General features: G+C 72.0%; 14 protein-coding genes. 9 read left to right on the forward strand and 5 right to left on the reverse strand.

The annotated features are described in order from the left end of the window. Positions 1-99: 99 nt before the first annotated feature. The gene (locus CCL05_RS36010) at positions 100-741 is read right to left on the reverse strand and encodes a TetR/AcrR family transcriptional regulator (protein WP_086564855.1); all 642 of its coding nucleotides are present in this window, start codon (positions 739-741) and stop codon (positions 100-102) included. A gap of 156 nt (positions 742-897) precedes the next feature. Between CCL05_RS36010 and CCL05_RS36015 the strand changes: the two genes are divergently transcribed. From CCL05_RS36015 to CCL05_RS36035, 5 genes are all read left to right on the forward strand, one after another. After that, positions 898-1,818: an SDR family oxidoreductase gene (locus CCL05_RS36015; RefSeq protein WP_208641690.1), complete on the forward strand. Its 921-nt coding sequence runs from the start codon at positions 898-900 to the stop codon at positions 1,816-1,818. Between the two features lie 4 nt (positions 1,819-1,822). After that, complete coding sequence (locus CCL05_RS36020; protein WP_086564856.1) at positions 1,823-2,959, forward strand: MBL fold metallo-hydrolase; 1,137 nt, start codon at positions 1,823-1,825, stop codon at positions 2,957-2,959. Further along, on the forward strand, positions 2,956-3,888 hold the full coding sequence (locus CCL05_RS36025; RefSeq protein ID WP_086564857.1) for an alpha/beta fold hydrolase: 933 nt from the start codon (positions 2,956-2,958) through the stop codon (positions 3,886-3,888). The genes CCL05_RS36020 and CCL05_RS36025 overlap by 4 nt, the downstream gene beginning before the upstream one ends. A 74-nt stretch (positions 3,889-3,962) precedes the next feature. Further along, the gene (locus tag CCL05_RS36030) at positions 3,963-4,874 is read left to right on the forward strand and encodes a metal-dependent hydrolase (RefSeq protein WP_086564858.1); all 912 of its coding nucleotides are present in this window, start codon (positions 3,963-3,965) and stop codon (positions 4,872-4,874) included. Between the two features lie 23 nt (positions 4,875-4,897). Next, a complete protein-coding gene (locus CCL05_RS36035; RefSeq protein WP_086564859.1) occupies positions 4,898-5,998 on the forward strand; it encodes a PDR/VanB family oxidoreductase in 1,101 nt (366 codons plus the stop codon). A gap of 170 nt (positions 5,999-6,168) precedes the next feature. Here the strand turns inward: CCL05_RS36035 and CCL05_RS36040 are convergent, their stop codons facing one another. Next, positions 6,169-7,134, reverse strand: a complete 966-nt coding sequence (locus tag CCL05_RS36040; RefSeq protein WP_086564860.1) for a pirin family protein — start codon at positions 7,132-7,134, stop codon at positions 6,169-6,171. 233 nt (positions 7,135-7,367) lie between these two features. Here CCL05_RS36040 and CCL05_RS36045 point away from each other — a divergent pair, with 233 nt between their 5' ends. Next, the gene (locus tag CCL05_RS36045) at positions 7,368-7,658 is read left to right on the forward strand and encodes a tetratricopeptide repeat protein (protein ID WP_051185616.1); all 291 of its coding nucleotides are present in this window, start codon (positions 7,368-7,370) and stop codon (positions 7,656-7,658) included. Positions 7,659-7,724: 66 nt separating this feature from the next. Here CCL05_RS36045 and CCL05_RS36050 read toward each other — a convergent pair whose 3' ends face one another. Beyond that, complete coding sequence (locus CCL05_RS36050) at positions 7,725-9,134, reverse strand: PepSY-associated TM helix domain-containing protein (RefSeq protein WP_086564861.1); 1,410 nt, start codon at positions 9,132-9,134, stop codon at positions 7,725-7,727. A gap of 132 nt (positions 9,135-9,266) precedes the next feature. Between CCL05_RS36050 and CCL05_RS36055 the strand changes: the two genes are divergently transcribed. Next, complete coding sequence (locus tag CCL05_RS36055; protein ID WP_086564862.1) at positions 9,267-9,911, forward strand: peptide deformylase; 645 nt, start codon at positions 9,267-9,269, stop codon at positions 9,909-9,911. 171 nt (positions 9,912-10,082) lie between these two features. Next, positions 10,083-11,675, forward strand: coding sequence for an ABC-F family ATP-binding cassette domain-containing protein (locus CCL05_RS36060; RefSeq protein WP_208641691.1), 1,593 nt, complete (start codon positions 10,083-10,085; stop codon positions 11,673-11,675). A gap of 90 nt (positions 11,676-11,765) precedes the next feature. Here the strand turns inward: CCL05_RS36060 and CCL05_RS36065 are convergent, their stop codons facing one another. Then, on the reverse strand, positions 11,766-13,196 hold the full coding sequence (locus CCL05_RS36065) for a dihydrolipoyl dehydrogenase family protein (RefSeq protein WP_086564864.1): 1,431 nt from the start codon (positions 13,194-13,196) through the stop codon (positions 11,766-11,768). A 118-nt stretch (positions 13,197-13,314) separates the two neighbouring features. On the opposite strand from CCL05_RS36065, the gene trxA reads away from it, so the two are divergent. Further along, complete coding sequence (trxA, locus tag CCL05_RS36070) at positions 13,315-13,707, forward strand: thioredoxin (RefSeq protein ID WP_086564865.1); 393 nt, start codon at positions 13,315-13,317, stop codon at positions 13,705-13,707. Here trxA and CCL05_RS36075 read toward each other — a convergent pair. Continuing rightward, positions 13,704-15,140 (reverse strand): benzaldehyde dehydrogenase, encoded by a 1,437-nt coding sequence (locus CCL05_RS36075; RefSeq protein ID WP_086564866.1) that lies wholly within the window; start codon positions 15,138-15,140, stop codon positions 13,704-13,706. The two genes, trxA and CCL05_RS36075, sit on opposite strands and share 4 nt — an antisense overlap. Positions 15,141-15,386 lie beyond the last annotated feature (246 nt).

Below are 15,386 nucleotides of genomic sequence, written 5' to 3' on the forward strand. Positions count from 1 at the left end.
CTTTGTTAGGGCCAGTTAGCGGGCCTGGGCATTTGCGGGCGCTCAGCGGTGGCGACAAGGGCGCGGGCCGGACCTCGAGGGCGGGCGGCGCCAGCGGGATCAGGGCTGATCGCTGATGGCTCGATAGGCCGCGGTGAACAGGGTGTAGCTCAGGTCGATCAGTTCTTCGACGGTGGCGTTCTGGTGGCCGAGCGTCCAGTCCACGAGGAGTTCGTTGACTCCGCCGACCAGGCTCATCGCGGTCATGGTGAGCCGGCTGGAGGAGGCTTCCGGACAAGGGAGCGGTCCGACGACGGCGGCGACCATCGCGGCGAATTCGTGCAGGACCTCACGACGGCGCACTTCGAGGCGGGGGCTGGCGCCCACGACCTCGATGAGCACCAGGCGTGCCTTGCGGGCGTCGCCGGCCAGCGTGCGGATGAACACCTCGAGGCCGGCGCGCAGCTGGGCGTCGACATCGGGTGCGGCAGCGGCTGCGGCCTGCGCGGTTTCGGCGCTGATCGTAGTGATCAGCTCGTTGTAGACCCCGGCGAGAAGGTCTTCGCGGTCACGGAACGACTCGTAGAAGTAGCGCTCGGTCAGTCCGGCATGCGAGCACACCTGCTTGACGGAGACCGCGGCGTATCCGGCCGTGCCGAACTTCTCGAGGCCTGCCTGGATGAGGCGGGTGCGGCGCTCCTGCTGTCGTTGCGCCGCGTCGCGTCCGCCATAGCGCCGCCCGGCGGTCTGTGTGCCGGTCATTTCTCCCCTTCGCAGAGGTGTTGACACCGGTGTGCTCCGAACTGACACTCTAGCTTGTCAGTTCATCTGACACGGCAGCGTGTCAGAAGGTGCGTGGGGCCGCTTTGCTGCTCGGCGTTCCGCTCATGATCAGGGCAAGGAAGGGGCTCGACGACCGTGGCAGCACCGCCCAGGTACCCGTACAGGTTCAGCCGGAGAGACCGCGACAGGCTCACTCGGACACAACCGCTGACCGGCCGAGTGATCGCGGTCACCGGGGCGGGCCGCGGAATCGGGCGTGCCGTCGCAGCCCGGCTCGCCGCGGCCGGAGCCGCCGTGGCGATCGGCGATCTCGACGCGGAGCTTGCCGTGGAGACGGCCGGTGCCATCGGCGCGCACGCCGGTGGCCGACTGCTCGGGCTGTCTCTCGACGTCACCGACACCCATTCCTTCGAGGACTTCCTGCGCACCGTAGAGACCCGGCTGGGGCCGATCGACGTACTGATCAACAACGCCGGAATCATGTGGGTGGGCCGCTTCGAGGAGGAACCGGAGGAAGCCGCCCTGCGCCAGTTCGACGTCAACGTCCACGGCGTACTGCGTGGGATGAAACTCGTGATCCCGGGGATGCGGAAACGCGGTCGGGGCCACGTGGTGAACATCGCCTCCGCCGCCAGCAAGGTCGCCCCGGCCGGCGAGGCGACCTACGCGGCGACGAAGCACGCCGTCCACGGCTACAGCACAGCCGTCCGCGCCGAACTGCGCGGCACCGGCGTGCACGTGTCCCTGGTGATGCCCGGCGTCGTGGACACCGAGCTGGCCGTGGGCACCGCGACCGGCCCCACCCGACGCCTGACGACGGATCAGGTGGCCGACGCGGTGCTCGACGTCGTACTGCGCCCGCGGTTCGAGGTCTTCGTTCCACGCCAGGTGGCCGCCCTGACCCGGTTGGCCGCGCTGCTGCCGGGCCGTGCCCGCGACGCCCTGCATCACCTCCTTGTCCCCGACCAGCTCGCCGCCCTCTCCGCCCTGTCCGACCGGTCGGTCCGCGCGGCCTACGAGCAGCGCACCCGGACCGCCCGCCATCCCGAAGGATGAGCCCGTGACCACCACGCCCAAGCCGGCGCCCAGCGCGAAGAAGACCCACGACGCCGCCGGTCCGCGTCCCATCCCCGAATTCGAAGGTGTCCACGACGTATGGCCCCGCGGTGACCGGCTGCGCGCCGTGCGCCGCGCCGCGGACACCTACCGTGAGCGGTTCGTCCAGCAGGGCCGCATCCACGCCGTCCGCAGTTTCGACATCGCCGCCGCCCCGTACCCGACCCGGTTCGGCTTCCACGGCGCCGCGCTCGCCGTCAACCCGTTCGTGAGCATCGTCAACCGGATGCTCGTCGTGCAGTTCGACGGCTTCGACGGTGAGCCGAAAACACTGGTGTGGGAGCCGACCGTCGCCGCCGGAACGGCTCAAGCGCCGTTCTACGCCCAGCTCAAGCGGCTAGCCGGGGACTTTCTCACCGAGCACGTCTTCGCCCGCTACTACCAGGACCCGAACACCGTCCTGCCCTCCTGCGGTCTGCGACCCGAGGACGTGGACTTCGTCAGCTTCGACCACCTGCACGTCCAGGACGTGCGCATGATCATGGGAAGTACCAGCACCGTTCCCGGCGAACGGGCGCCCCGCGAAGCGCTGTTCCCGCGCGCCCGGTTGCTGGTGCACCGCAAGGAGCTGGGCACCTTCGCATCGATGCATCCGATGCAGTGGGCCTGGTACGTCGACGGAGGCATGGACGGGGTACCGGACGAGCGCATCACCGCCTTCGACGGCGATGTCGAACTCGGTGTCGGCGTCAGCCTGCTGTGGACCCCCGGCCACACGGACGGCAACCACTCCCTGGTGCTGAACACCCCCGACGGGGTGTGGGTCTCCTCCGAGAACGGCATCTCGGCCGACAACTGGCAGCCCGAGCTCTCCCGCATCCCCGGGGTGCGCCGCCACGCCGCGTTCTACGGCCGTGAGGTGGTGCCCAACGCCAACACCCTGGAGGACGCCCTCGACCAGTACGACTCCATGGTCAAGGAGAAGACCCTCGCCGACCCCAGCCGGCGCGATCCGCGCTGGCTGCAGATCCTGCCCTCCTCGGAGCTGGCCCCCTTCAAGCGGCAGTGGCCGGTGCTGCCCAGCTTCGTCCACGGCGGCCTGAACTACGGCGAGTTGACCCCTGCCGGCGGTGGCCGGTGACCGGCCCGGCCGCCCGCCGAATCGCCGTGGACGGCGTGGACGGCGTGGAGTTGGCCGCCTACCAATGGGGAGCGTCCACGGCTCCTGCGGTGGTGCTGGTCCACGGCTATCCGGACACCAGCGCCGTGTGGCGCCCGGTCGCCGAGCGCCTGGCCGACCGCTTCCACGTCACCGCCTTCGACGTGCGGGGAGCCGGTGCCTCCCACCGGCCCAGGGGTCTGCGCGCCTACCGGATGTCCCGCCTGGAAGCCGACCTGGAGGCGGTGCTCGACGCCGTGAGCCCCGACCGCCCGGTGCACCTGGTCGGGCACGACTGGGGATCGATCCACTCCTGGGAGTCGGTCACCGGCACCCGCCTGGCCGGGCGGATCGCCTCGTTCACCTCCATCTCCGGACCCTGCCTGGACCACGTCGGCCACTTGATCCGTGCCCGCCTCCGGCCGCGCCATCCGGATCTGCCGAAGCTGCTGCGGCAGGCCGCACGGTCCTGGTACATCGCCTACTTCCATCTTCCGCTCCTGCCCGCCCTGACCTGGAGAGCACTGGGACACCGCTGGCGCACCTTCCTCACCGGCTCCCAAGGCGTACCCGGGCACACCCCCTACCCCGCGCCGACGCTGGCCCGCGACGCCGTGTCCGGCACCGCGCTGTACCGCGCCAACATGCTGCCCCGCCTGCTGCGTCCCCGGGACCGGCAGACCACCGTCCCGGTTCAGCTCATCGTCCCCACGCGCGACTTCTGCGTCACACCAGTGCTGTCGTACGGAGTGGAGCACTGGACGCGCCGGATACAACGGCGCCCGATCGACGCCGGGCACTGGGTACAGCTCAGCCACCCCGAGGAGATCGCGTCCCGGATCGCGGAGTTCGCCCACCGCGTCGAAGACGGCTCCCGCCGCGATCCGGACCACACCGCGCACCCGATCTGACAAACCAGCAGTACTGGACGACTGCCTGACCGCCCTTTCGCACACACCGATCGCTGACGGAGGAGGAACCTGTCATGTTCCGAGCCGCACATGCCCACCCGCACCGTCCGCCCGAGCCCATCGACCACCACGACCTGGTGCTGCAACCCCGGGACGTCACCTTCGACTGGGGTGCCACCCCGCTGCACTGGCTGCCGGGTGAGCCCTTCGCGACCCACACCTTCGACGTGCTCCACCTCATGCTCCCCGAGCTCGAACGCTGGTTCGTGCGCACCTTCGAGCAGGCACTGCCACTGATCACCGATGACCGGCTGCGCGAGGACGTACGCGGATTCATCGGCCAGGAAGCGATGCACGCCGAGGCGCACCAGGAGGTCCTGGAGCACCTGCTCGCCAAGGGGCTGGACCCGGCTCCGTACACCCGCCAGTCCGAATGGATCTTCCGCAGGGTGCTAGGAGACCGGCCGGAGCTGACTCCGGCCGCCGCACACACGCACCTCCTCCAACGGCTCGCCCTCATAGCGGCCTTCGAGCACTTCACCGCGTACATGGGTCACTGGATTCTCAGCAACGGGCACCTGGACCAGGCCGGCGCGGACCCCGCGATGCTCGATCTGTTCCGCTGGCACGGCGCGGAGGAGGTCGAACACCGTTCGGTCGCGTTCGACCTGCTGGTGCACCTCGATCCCCGGTACCGGCGCCGAGTGGTCGGCATGCTCGTCACCGCTCCGGTGCTGACCCGGCTGTGGATCCGCGGAGTCCGCTTCCTGATGAGCGCCGACCCCGAACTCGACGACCGGGTCAAGGTCCGCTTCCGCGACTACCTGGCCGCGGCCCGCAAGGACCTGCTGCCCCGGCCGGGCGCGTTCGCCCGCTCGGTGCTGCGCTACTTCCGCCCCGGCTACCACCCGACCCAGGAGGGCTCGACCCAGCAGGCGGTCGCCTACCTGGCGGCGTCCCCCGCTGCCCGAGCGGCTGCCCGATGACCCGGCAACCAGTGAGGCATCCCATGGACATCAGCACACCCATCACTCGGCCGCCGGACCTGTACGGCAGGCCGCGCAGCGACTCCTTCATGCGGAAGCTGGCGGCTTTCAGCGACAACGCGGTCACGCGCCTCGCGCGGCGCAGCACTCCTCCCAGGCGCCCGCCGGCCCCCGAGATGCCCGTGATCCGGGAACTGGTGGTCGCCGCCAAGCACCAGGAGGCCGAGGATGTCGTCTCCCTGCGACTGGCAGCACCCGACGGGTCGATACTCCCGCCCTGGCAGCCCGGCGCCCACATCGAACTGCACCTGCCCTCCGGCCGCAAGCGACAGTACTCTCTGTGCGGCGACCCTGCCGACCGGCACCGGTACCGCATCGCGGTGCGCCGCATCGCCGACGGCGGAGGCGGTTCGGCCGAGGTGCACGACACCGTCGGAGACGGTACGCGGGTCGCGATCACCGGGCCCCGGAACGCCTTCCCCTTCGCCGCCGAGGCATCCATCCTGCTCATCGCGGGCGGCATCGGAATCACCCCGATCCTGCCGATGGCTCGGGAAGCCGCCCGGCGCGGGCTGGACTGGAGGCTCGTGTACACCGGCCGCAGCCGCGGCTCGATGCCCTTCGCGGCGGAGCTGACCGAACTCGCGGCCGCAGCCCCCGGCCGGGTCTCCATCCGTCCAGACGACGAGTCCGGCGTGCCCGAAGCAGCCGAGTTGTTGAGCTTGAGCCCGGCGGGGGGTGCGGTGTACTGCTGCGGGCCCGCGCCCATGATCGACGGCGTTCGTCGCGCGTTCGGTGGCAGCCGCGCGTCAGCCCTGCACTTCGAGCGTTTCGCCCCGGCCCCGATCACGGACGGCCGTCCCTTCGAACTTCAGCTGGGCGACACCGGACGGGTTCTGCCGGTGCCGTACGACCGCTCCGCCCTGGATGTTCTCCACGAGGCCCTGCCGGGCCTGCCGTTCTCCTGCCGCCAGGGGTTCTGCGGCACCTGCCGGGTACGGGTGGCCCAAGGCAATGTCGATCACCGTGACCACAGGCTCACCGCCACCGAACGCGCGGCCGGCGCCATGCTGCCCTGCGTCTCGCGTGCACCGGAAGGAGAGCGGTTGGTGCTGGATGTGTGAGCGATGGCCGAGCGCCCGTCGAGGACGTCTTGCGTGACGCCCTCGCCTGCGTAACCGAGGTGTGTTCCGACATTGGGAGACTGCCCCGGCGGCACGGTCGTCGCGTCTGGTGGGGCGCCGGGTTCCACTGCCCGGAGCGGTGGAAGGCTGCTGGTCAGTTGCTTCCCAGGTCAACGGACCCTTCCCCGCGGCTTCAAAGGCGTCGGTGGCAGCGCGGGGGCCGACAGCGGATCCCCGTCGTACCCCTTCACCTCCCCGAACCGCGTCCCTTCCATCCAGTCCCGGCGGGCCTGTACGATCTCCTCCTGCGACCGCCCGATCCAGTTCCAGAACATGATCAGTTCCTCCTCGAACGGCTCGCCGCCCAGGAGCATCAGGCCCGCGTCCGACTCCGCCCGCAGCGGCAGTTCGCTGCGGCCGCAGCCGAGGTAGAGCATCGAGCCGGGCAGGACCGGGACGCCGTCCACGTGGGCCTCGCCGGACATGGACAGGACGGCGTACTCGAAGTCCGGTTCCAGCGGGAGGCGTACGTCCGCGCCTTGGGTGAGGGCCAGGTCGGCGCCGGTGATGGGGGTGTACGCCGTGCCGGGCGAGGTCGCGCCGTCGAGGTCGCCGAGGATCAGCGTCGCCTTGATGCCGGGTGCCGTGACGACCGGCAGGTCGGCGTGGTGTTCGAAGCGCGGGTCGGTGTGGCGGTGGCCGTCCGGCAGGGCGACCCACAGTTGCGCGCCGTGCAGGAAGCGGGCGTGTGAGCGGGGGCTCTCCTCGGAGTGGCTGATCGCCCGGCCCGAGGTCATCAGGCCGAGTTCGCGCGGCCGGATCGTCTGGAGGCTGCCGGTGGAGTCGCGGTGCAGGACCTCCCCCTGGTGCAGCCAGCTCACCGTCTGGAGTCCCATGTGGGGATGCGGCGGCACCTGCATACCGGGTTCGTCGGCGATGTCGTCGGGACCGTAGTGGTCGACGAAGCACCAGGCTCCGACCATGCGGCGGCCGAGGTTGGGCAGCAGCCTGCGGACCTCGCTGGATTCGCCCAGCTTGACGTGGCGCGGACTGAGGAGTTCGCGAACCGGCTCGGCTACGACGAAGCCGCGGCCACCACACAGGGAGGGAGCCGCCTCGCGCTCAAGATTGCTCATGGCGCACAACCTAGTCCGGTGGAAGGGCCCGCGTCAGCGCGTCATTCCGGCTGTGACCGGGCGTCCCGGTATGGCCGAACCGTCCGCCCTCGGCGAGTACCAGCCGATTCAGTAGTGGAATATTAAACCAACCCGTTCGGTTGTCGGCCTCGAAGGAGGCACGAGTGAACACGACCTACGACGCGACGTACTACGCCCACGGGACACCGGCGGAGCGCTGGGAGCGCGCGCAGATGTTCTTCGACGCCAAGGACTACGCCGCCGCCGCGCGGGTCCTGGGCGGGCTGGTCGAGGAGGTGCCCGAGCAGACCGGGCCCCGGCTGCTGCTGGCGCGCTCCTACTACCACTCGGCCCAACTGCGCCGTGCGGAGGCGGAGTTGAGGACGATCGTCGAGCGGGACCCGGTCGAGCACTACGCCCGGCTGATGCTCGGCCGCACGCTCCAGCGGCAGAACCGGCACGAGGAGGCGGAGCCGCATCTGCGGATCGCCTCGGCGCTCGCGGGTGACTTCGAGCAGCGCTGACCGGCACGTACCCGACGGTGCCCGGCTCCCCACGGGGAACCGGGCACCTGCGCGTCGGCCGGTCCGCTACCGCGCCGGCGTCCCCGCCCCGTACGTCCGCCGTCCCCGCCGGTAGGCGACCTCGCCCAGCAGGATGTCGACGGCCAGGAAGGCCGCGAGCGGGATGCCGAACAAGGGCAGGAAGTAGCCGAGGACGGCGACCCCCGCCAGCAGCGGCACCAGGATCTGTGGCGGCACCTGCTGCCAGGCGCCGCGCGGGACCGGGCGGCCGAAGGCGGTGCCACGGCCACGCTGCCACCACATGCGGTAGCCCCACACGATCAGCAGGATCAGACAGAGCGCGAGCAGCATCAGGGCGATCTGGTTGGCCAGGCCGAACAGGATGCCGGTGTGCAGGTCGATGCCCCACCGGGTGAGCTTCGCGAGCACCGGATAGTCGGCGAACCGCACCACGTCCATGACCTCGCCACTGGCCGGGTCGATCGCGACGGAGTCCTGCTTCTCGGGCCAGCTGCGCTGTACCTGCCGGACGACGTACGCCGACTGCGCGTCCGCCGGCGGCACGATCTCCACCGGGTCACCCAGGCCCTCGGCCCGGGCGGCCGCCAGGACCTTGTCCAGGCCCACCCCGTGCGCGGCGTCACCGGCCTGCCCTGCGGCCGAGCCATGGCCGGCGTGTTCGCCACTCGCCGACGCCGACACCGCCGGGGTGGCCTGCCCCAGCGAGGTCCGCAACTCGTCGATGTTCGCCCCGGCGTGGGCCGACCAGGTCAGGCCGGTCGCCGAGAGGAAGAAGAACCCGGCCGCCGCCCACACGCCGACGGTGCCGTGCAGCCCGAGGGTGCGGCGCCGTCCGTTCGTGCCCCGCACCGTGCGCAGGGTGCGGCGGCGGGAGAACCACAGCACCAGTCCGCCGGCCGAGATCACCCACAGCCAGCTGGCCGCCAGTTCGCTGTACAGCCGGCCCGGCTCGCCCAGGTGCAGGTCCCGGTGGAACTCGTCGATCCAGGTGCGCAGGGGCAGCGCGCCGGTCGAGCCGTACTGCTCGAGGGAGCCGCGCACCTTCGCGGTGTACGGGTCGACGAACACCGCGAGCGTGTGCCCCTCGTCGACGCCCGGGACACCGGACAGCATCACCCTGGTCGTCGCGTCCGCCTCGGGTGAGGGCCGTACGGCCGAGACCGTGCCCTCGGGGTGGGCCTTCCGGGCGGCGGTCACCTGCTCGCTGATCGGCAGCTTCCGCTCGCCCGCGGGGACGGTCAGTTCGTGGTCGTACACGATCTTCTCGGCCTGGAAGGAGGCGGCGTACAGCAGGCCGGTGGTGGCGGCGACGAGGAGGAACGGCGCCACCAGTACCCCGGCGTAGAAGTGCAGGCGGAGGATCAGCGGGCGTAGGGGGGCCCAGCTGTTCTTCGACGGCGCCGGGGCGGCGGGTCGCGGGGCCTCGTCCGTTGTGGTCGAGGGAGCGGTGGTCATCGGCGGGTTCTCCCGGGGACGTCTTGGTGGCCGTTGCGGTGCAGTAGTCGGGCCGAAGGGGCGTCCGGTTCCCGGGGAGTGCGTGTGACGTGAGACACGCGAGGGTGGGGGGTGCCATGTCATCCTGACGCGATGGGAAATCCGAGCGATCGTGCACCCCTGGCCGAGCGGGTCGAGGAACTCCTCGCCGGTGGCGGCCCGTTGACCATCGTGGCGGCCGGCGATCCGGTGCTGCGGCGCGGCACCGAGCCGTACGACGGTCAGCTGGGGCCCGCGCTGCTGGCCCGGTTCGTCGAGGCCCTGCGGGTCACCATGCGCGCGGCGCCCGGGGTCGGCCTGGCGGCGCCGCAGGTCGGTGTGGAGCTCAGGATCGCCGTGATCGAGGATCCGGCGCCGGTGCCGGAGGAGGTGCGGCTGGCGCGCGGGCGGGTGCCGCAGCCGTTCCGGGTGCTGGTCAATCCCGTCTACGAGCCCGTCGGCGGCGCGCGGGCCGCGTTCTTCGAGGGCTGTCTGAGCGTGCCGGGCTGGCAGGCGGTGGTGGCGCGGGCCGCGGAGGTGCAGCTGACCGGGCAGGACGAGCACGGGCACGCGCTGGACGAGGTGTTCACGGGCTGGCCCGCGCGGATCGTGCAGCACGAGACGGACCATCTCGACGGAGTCCTGTATCTCGACCGGGCCGAGCCGCGGTCGCTGTCGTCGAACCAGGCGGTGACGGAGCGCTGGGCTCAGCCGACGCCGGAGGAGGCCGCGCGGGCGCTCGGCTTCGAGCTGCCGTAACGCCGACCGCCGCCATGACGCCGGCCGCCGCGGAAATTCGGAGGCGCCCGGCAGGCGCCTCCGTTACCGTGACGTCCATGTCTACGCCCCGAATTTCCTAGCCGAGGACCCGCTTCCACGCCACCCGTGTGTCCTCTGCTTGTTCGGATTGCTTGTTCGGAGCGTTTTCTCATGATCACCGTTCGTGACGTCGACGTGCGCGTGGGCGCGCGTCTGCTGCTGTCCGGCGTCTCCTTCCATGTCTCCCCCGGCGACCGCATCGGCCTGGTCGGCCGCAACGGCGCGGGGAAGACGACCCTGCTGCACACCCTGGCGGGCACCCTGCGGCCCGCCGCCGGGACCGTCGCCCGCACCGGTGACGTCGGTCATCTCCCGCAGGACTCGCGCGCGGCCGACCAGTCGGTCACCGTCACCGACCGGATCCTGTCCGCGCGCGGCCTGGACCACGCCGTACGGGCGCTGCGCCGCGCCGAGGCCGCGATGGCCGACGGGACGGAGCGGTCGATGAACGCCTATGTGCGGGCCGAGGCCGAGTTCCAGGCGCGCGGCGGATACGCGGCCGAGGCGGAGGCCGCCCGGGTCGCCGCCGGCGTCGGACTGCCGGCGGGACTGATGGACCGGCCGCTGCGCGCCCTGTCGGGCGGTCAGCGCCGGCGCGTGGAGCTGGCCCGCATCCTGTTCGCCGGGCACGGCACGCTGCTGCTGGACGAGCCGACGAACCATCTGGACGCGGACTCGGTCGCCTGGCTGCGCGGGTTCCTCAACGGCCACCAGGGCGGGCTGGTGATGATCAGCCACGACACGTCCCTGCTGGCCGGCACCGTGAACCGGGTCTTCCACCTGGATCCGGGACGGGCCGCGCTCGACGTCCACAACACCGGCTGGGACAAGTATCTGGCCCAGCGGGACGCCGACGAGCGGCGGCGGGCCCGCGAGCGGGCGAACGCCGAGCGCAAGGCGGCGGCGTTGCACGCCCAGGCCGGCAAGATGCGGGCCCGGGTGGCGACCGCGGTGGCCGCGCGGAACATGGCCCGCCGCGCCGACCGGATGCTCGCGGACCTGGAACCGGCCCGGCGCGCCGAGAAGACGGCCAGGATCCGGCTGCCCGAGCCGGCGCCCTGTGGCCGGATCCCGCTCGGCGCGGTCAGCCTGACCAGGTCCTACGGCGGGCAGCACGTCCTGCGGGGCGTCGATCTCGCCGTCGACCGGGGCAGCCGCCTGGTGGTGCTCGGGCCCAACGGCGCCGGAAAGACGACCCTGTTGCGGATCCTCGCCGGGCAGGACGCGCCGGACGACGGGCGGGTGGTCCACGGGCACGGGCTGCGCCTCGGCTACTTCGCCCAGGAACACGACACGCTGGAACAGGAACTGACGGTGCGTGAGCATCTGGCGGGTGCCGCCCCGCATCTCGCCGACGGCGAAGTCCGCCAGGTCCTGGGGGCGTTCCTGTTCTCCGGCGACGACACCGACAAGCGCGTCGGTGTCCTCTCCGGCGGCGAGAAGACCCGGCTCGCCCTGGCGGGGCTGGTGCACTCGGGCGCGAACGTGCTGCTCCTCGACGAGCCCACCAACAACCTCGACCCGGCCTCGCGTGCCGAGGTCCTGGCCGCGGTGGGCACGTACCCGGGCGCGATCGTCATGGTCACGCACGACGAAGGCGCCGTCGACGCGCTGCGCCCGGACCGGGTGCTGTTGCTGCCGGAGGCGGAGGAGGACCTGTGGAGCGACGACTACCGGGAGCTGGTGGTGCCCGCGCACGCGTGACCGTCGGGTCCGGCCGGCGCCGGAAGCCCGGGGCCGGTCCCGCGCCCGGCGGGAACCGCCCCGGGCCGGACCGGCCGGACGACCCCGAGGTCAGGCGTCGCGGTAGGCCTCCAGCAGCCGCAGCCACACCTCGCTGATCGTCGGGTACGACGGGACGGCGTGCCACAGGCGGCCGATCGGGACCTGGCCGGCGACGGCGATCGTGGCGGAGTGGATGAGCTCGCCGACGCCGGGGCCGACGAGGGTCACTCCGCGCAGGATCTCGTCCTCCAGGTCCACGACCATGCGGGCGCGGCCCTTGTAGCCGTCGGCGTACAGGCCCGCGCCCGCGACGGTGGACAGGTCCACGTCGACGGCCTTCACCCGGTGCCCCGCCTGCTCGGCCTCGGCGAGTGACAGGCCGACGGCCGCCGCCTCCGGGTCGGTGAAGACGACCTGGGGGACGGCGGCGTGGTCGGCGGTCGCGGCATGCGCGCCCCACGGCTGTGCGAGGAGGGTCTCGCCGGTGGCCCGCGCGGCGATGGCGGCGCCCGCGATGCGGGCCTGGTACTTGCCCTGGTGGGTGAGGAGGGCGCGCTGGTTGACGTCGCCGACCGCGTACAGCCAGTCGTGGCCGGTGACGCGGAGGCTGTCGTCGACGTCGAGCCAGGAGCCCGGTTCCAGGCCGATCGTCTCCAGGCCGAGGTCGTCGGTGCGCGGCGCGCGGCCGGTCGCGAAGAGGATCTCGTCGCCCTCGACGCGGTCGCCGGCGTCCGTGACGGCGACGACGGTGCCGTTCTGGCGGGTCACCGACTCCACCGACGTGGCGGTGCGGACGTCGGCGCCGGCCTCGGTGAGCGCCTCGGCGACGAGTTCTCCGGCGAAGGGCTCCATCCGCGGGAGCAGGCCCTTGCCGCGGACCAGCATGGTGACCTTCGAGCCGAGGGCCTGCCAGACGGTGGCCATCTCGGTGGCGACGACGCCGCCGCCGACCACGATCAGGCGGCCGGGCACGTTCTTGGAGCTGGTGGCCTCCCGGCTGGTCCACGGCCGGACCTCGTCGAGTCCGGGCAGGCGGGGCAGGGCGGCGCGGCTGCCGGTGCAGACGGCGACGGCGTGCCGGGCGGTCAGGACGCGGTCACCGCCGTCCGGGCCGGTGACCGTCACCGTGCGCGGGCCGGTGAGGCGGCCGTGGCCGCGGTACAGGTCGGCGCCGATGCTGTCGAGCCATCCGACCTGACCGTCGTCCTTCCAGTTCGAGGTGTAGTAGTCCCGGTGGGCGAGGACCGCGGAGGAGTCGAGGGGGCCCTGCACCGACTGGCTCAGGCCCGGCACGCGGCGGGCGTCGGCGCGGGCGATGACCGGCCGCAGCAGGGCCTTGCTGGGCATGCACGCCCAGTAGGAGCACTCGCCGCCGACCAGTTCGCTCTCCACGACCGCGGTGGTCAGGCCGGCGGCGCGGGTGCGGTCGGCGACGTTCTCCCCCACGGGCCCGGCCCCGAGCACCACGACGTCGTACGTGTTGGTTTCCGTTTCCGTCATGAGGTCAGTCTGGTGGGTGGTGTGCGCCCTGGCCACACGGGTAGGGGCGCGGAATACGTACCAGGTCGGCCGTGTTGTGCCGACGGCTTGACCCACACCAGGAAGAGGGATTTACGCCATGAGCAGCACCGTGGAGCTCACCAAGGAGAACTTCGACCAGACGGTCACGGACAATGAGTTCGTCCTGATCGACTTCTGGGCGTCCTGGTGCGGGCCGTGCAAGCAGTTCGCGCCGGTCTACGAGAAGGCGGCGGAGGAGAACCCGGACCTCGTGTTCGGCAAGGTGGACACCGAGGCGCAGCCGGAGCTGGCCGCGGCCTTCGGTATCCAGTCGATTCCGACGCTGATGATCGTCCGTGACCAGGTCGCCGTGTTCGCCCAGCCGGGCGCCCTGCCCGAGGCCGCCCTGACGGACGTCATCGGGCAGGCCCGCAACCTCGACATGGACGAGGTCCGCAAGGCGATCGCCGAGCAGCAGGCCCAGGAGGGCCAGCAGGCGCCGCAGGCCTAGAACGGATAGGGAGCCACGTCTCCGCGTACCGTCGTCCAGCGCAGTTCGGTGAAGGCCTCCAGGTTGGCCTCGCCGCCGAAGCGGGCGCCGGTGCCGGAGGCGGCCACTCCGCCGAAGGGTGCCACGGCCTCGTCGTTGACGGTCTGGTCGTTGATGTGGACGATGCCGGTCGGTATGCGCTCGGCGAGGTCCAGGCCGCGGGCCGTATCGCGGGTGACGATGCCCAGGGAGAGTCCGTAGGAGCTCTGCGCGGCCAGGGCCGCCGCCTCGTCGGGGGTGGTGAAGGAGCGTACGGGCGCCACGGGCCCGAAGACCTCCTCCGTGTACGCCGGGGTGTGGTCGCCGACGTGGGCGAGGACCGTGGGCCGGTAGAAGAGCCGGTCGTGGGTGCCGCCCGCGGCGAGTTTGGCGCCCGCGGCCTTGCTGGACTCGACCAGGCCGCTGATCTTGGCGAGCTGGCCGGAGTCGATGATCGGGCCCAGGTGGACCTGTTCGCGGTACGGGTCGCCGACGGCGAGCGAGTCCGCCTTGGCGGCGAGCCGCTCGACGTACTCGTCGTACAGGGACGCGTGCACCAGGTGGCGTCCGGTCGTCATGCAGATCTGGCCCTGGTGGAAGAAGGAGCCCCAGGCGGCGGTGGAGATCACCGCGTCGAGGTCGGCGTCCGCCAGCACGATCATGGCCGAGTTGCCGCCCAGTTCCAGGTGGGCCCGCTTGAGGTGGCGGCCGGCGGCCTCCCCCACGGCCCGCCCGGCGGGGGTGGAACCGGTGAAGGAGATGACCGGCACGCGCGGGTCGGCGACCAGGGCCTGTCCGGCGTCCGGGCCGCCGGGGAGCACGTGCAGCAGGTCCTGCGGCAGGCCCGCGGCGGCGAAGACCGCGGCGAGGGACAGTCCTCCGCAGACGGCGGTGCGCGGATCCGGCTTGAGGACGACGGCGTTGCCGAGGGCCAGGGCCGGTGCGACGGAGCGGATGGACAGGATCAGTGGGGCGTTGAACGGGGAGATCACGCCTACGACACCGGCCGGGACGCGGCGCGTGTACGACAGGCGCGGCGCCTCGCTGGGCAGGACCTGGCCGGCCGGGCGGGAGGCGAGGGCCGCGGCCTCGTAGCACTCCTGGGCGGCGACGTGCAGTTCGAAGTCGGCCTTGCCGGGGACGGAACCGGACTCGCGGACGAGCCATTCGCGCAGTTCTGCGGCGTGTGCCGTGAACAGGTCGCCTGCCTTGCGGAGCACGGCGGCCCGGGCGAAGTGCGGGGCACGAGCCCACTCGCGCTGGGCGACGGCGGCCCTCTCGGCCGCCGCCTCGACGTCCTTCGGGCCGGCGAGGGTGAGGCTGCCGAGGGCTTGGCCGGTGGCGGGCTCGGTGACGGTGTACCCGGGGCCCGTCAGGGTCTGGGGCTGCCAGGTCCTGGTGTCGAGCAACGGCATGACGGCTCTCCGATCGATCGGTCACCGGCTGACGGGGCGAGCGGAACTCCCGTGCGTGCGCGGCCGGTTCGGCGGTCACATGGCGGGACGCGCCGACCGGGCAGCCACGGCGCGTGCCGCGGCGGCGTTCGTACGCGCCCCCGTTTTGTTGAGCGTGCAACATCCTAGTCATGCCGAGGGACACCGACCGGACCGACCGCCCTCCGCGGCGGGCGCACGGTCTGGGTCGGGGACAGCGTGGTGCGG

The organism is Streptomyces africanus (assembly GCF_002150735.1).
Taxonomy (GTDB): domain Bacteria; phylum Actinomycetota; class Actinomycetes; order Streptomycetales; family Streptomycetaceae; genus Streptomyces; species Streptomyces africanus.